General features: G+C 44.6%; 2 protein-coding genes. Both read right to left on the reverse strand.

The window, feature by feature from the left end; all coding sequences use genetic code 11:
• Positions 1-46: 46 nt before the first annotated feature.
• Positions 47-823, reverse strand: coding sequence for an IS21-like element helper ATPase IstB (gene istB, locus HMPREF0381_RS14010; protein WP_008752672.1), 777 nt, complete (start codon positions 821-823; stop codon positions 47-49).
• 6 nt (positions 824-829) lie between these two features.
• A complete protein-coding gene (gene istA / locus HMPREF0381_RS14015; RefSeq protein WP_008752673.1) occupies positions 830-2,368 on the reverse strand; it encodes an IS21 family transposase in 1,539 nt (512 codons plus the stop codon).
• Positions 2,369-2,438: the final 70 nt, after the last annotated feature.

Genomic DNA, 2,438 nt, shown 5'->3' on the forward strand with positions numbered 1-2,438 from the left:
AAATTTGGAAATCAGATGTCCGGAAGTGGAAATCATCTATGCAAGTTTACTCGCGTAATGTTTTATCCAGACCATATACCTCTCGCATGGATCTGTCATGCTCAGCATCAATGCTTGTGATGTTGATCTGATAACTATCGTGTGCAATACGGTCAATGATTGCATCAGCCAGAGGACTTGCTTCTCCACCAAGCTGGTCATACCATTCTCCGAATACATACTGTGAACAGAAGATAGTGGATGATTTCTTACGTCTCCGATGAAGGAGTTCAAATATATCTTTCTGTTCCGTGTCTGTCGGTTTAAGAAGCATCCATTCATCCAAGATGAGAAGCACCGGGTTGGTATACTTAGTCATTACTTTGCGATAGGTGCCCTCCGAACGGGCAATGTCCAGATCCATAAGTAAGTCCGGCATACGGACATACCTGGCATTGTAATACTGCTTGCATGCTTCCATACCAAAGGCACAGGCCATGTATGTTTTACCACAGCCTGTTGTACCGGTAATAAAGAGGTTCCGATGTTCAGATATATATTCGCAGGTGGCAAGCCTGTTGATAAGCTCCTTGTTTAACTTGCGTCCGGAAGTATAATTGATATCCATGATATTTGCTTCCGGCTGGTCGAATCCAGCATTGCGGATAAGACGCTTCTGGCGGTTATTCTTGCGGTTGCTGTATTCGATATCTACCAGCATACCAAAGCGGTCTTCAAAGGGCACCTCCTTGAATTTAGTATCGTTTAGCTGGTTGCGGAATGCATCTGCCATTGTAGTAAGGCGCATTTCAATTAATTTATCGATTGTACTCTGATTCGTCATATAATTTTACCTCCGATAGTAATCGGCACCTCTTGTGATGCCGTGAGCTTTGTGTGTAGTGTCGGAATCGGTTGAATCTGATTCCGTTTTCACAGAACCAGTTACAAGGATGTTTTTGATACTCTTGTAACTTGGCGATGCTGTATAGGACAGTGCCTTTTTACAGGCGGCTTCTACTAACTCATCCGAGTATTTCTCGGCAAGCTTCAGAAGTCCCATACAGCTCCGATAAGTCTGTTGTTCCACACGTTTGGAGGTCAGTATCGCATTGACCGCAGTGTACGTATTTATGCCAATCCGCTCAGCCCATTTGCGAAAGCGGTCGCCATTCCACTCCGGATATTTCCGGTGGTCTTCCGGCATGTGCTCCGTGATGGTGCTGTACTGCCCAGGGCATCCCTTAAGACGACAGTGGGAAGCAATGCGGTTATGATTGTAAAAAACTTCAATGGTGGTATCTGTTACCTTTACATCAACTTTCTTTTTGATGTATTCATAAGGAACTGAGTATAGCATTCCGTCCACAGATATGTGATAATTGAACTGGACGGTGGCTGTCTTCCGGTCACTCGGTTCAAAGCGGGTAGCAGGTAATGGCGCAAGCAGAGGTTTCTCATCTTCGAGGAATAAGTCTAACCGGCTGCCCTCTTTCTTTTGAAAAAGTCTAAGGTTGAATTGTTCCAGTTTTTCCCTGATTGCACAGTTTAATTCGGCAAGAGAAAAGAACTGCTCATTCCGGAGTGCTGCTGTTATCCAGGTAGAAATATTTCCTACCGTTCCTTCAGCATTTGGCTTATCCTTGGGTGTCCTTACTCGGGCAGGGATAATAGCGGTACCATAGTGCTCAGCCATTTCCTGATAGGTTTCACTGATCTGCCGGTCTTTCCAACCACCATTGTGAACAACTGCTGTCTTGCAGTTATCCGGCACGAGTATTCTGGCAACTCCGCCAAAGAATTCGTACATATGGGCATGAGCAGTGATCCATGATTTCTGCTTCATATCCAGGAAGGCTTCTACGTACGCATACTGGCTGTAAGTCATTACCCCTACGAATATATAAGCCTTTAAGATTTCACCGGTATCAGGGTCAATGATTGTTGCAGGATTTCCTGCCCAGTCAACCTCAACCTGCTCACCAGGTTTACGATTGATGTGCATGGTAGCACGCCGTTTTTGCTCATACTGCTGGATGTGATAGCAGAACTGGGAATACATGAGCGGTTCATCACCATTAGCACGGCAGTCCTCCATGTATTCAGTCCATAGAAGCTTTTTACTGACTCCGTTGCGGAGTAGCTCCTTGCGGATGTAGTCATAGTTCGGCATACGCTTATTTTGCGATACCGAGCTTTCTTTGGAAAACATAAGTCTTTGAAGTTCAGCATCTGTCATGGATTCATCAAGTGGCCAGGAAAGGTTTAATTCTCTGGCACGCTTTTGAACTTTGACGACAGTTTTCTGTGCAACACCACAACTCGCCATGATGTTACGTTGAGAGAAGCCCAATCCAGTAAGTCGGATGATTTCTCGATACTTGGTCATAATTGTGACCTCCTTGTAATGAATTTACACCATCAGGTGCATATATTCATTATAAGGTTTTAAATACAAA

Source organism: Lachnoanaerobaculum saburreum DSM 3986 (assembly GCF_000185385.1).
In the GTDB taxonomy this organism is placed as follows: domain Bacteria; phylum Bacillota; class Clostridia; order Lachnospirales; family Lachnospiraceae; genus Lachnoanaerobaculum; species Lachnoanaerobaculum saburreum.

Coding starts and splice junctions, on each gene's coding strand:
- istA (WP_008752673.1), bottom strand. CDS start 2,368: ATGACCAAGTATCGAGAAATCATCCGACTTACTGGATTGGGCTTCTCT.
- istB (WP_008752672.1), bottom strand. CDS start 823: ATGACGAATCAGAGTACAATCGATAAATTAATTGAAATGCGCCTTACT.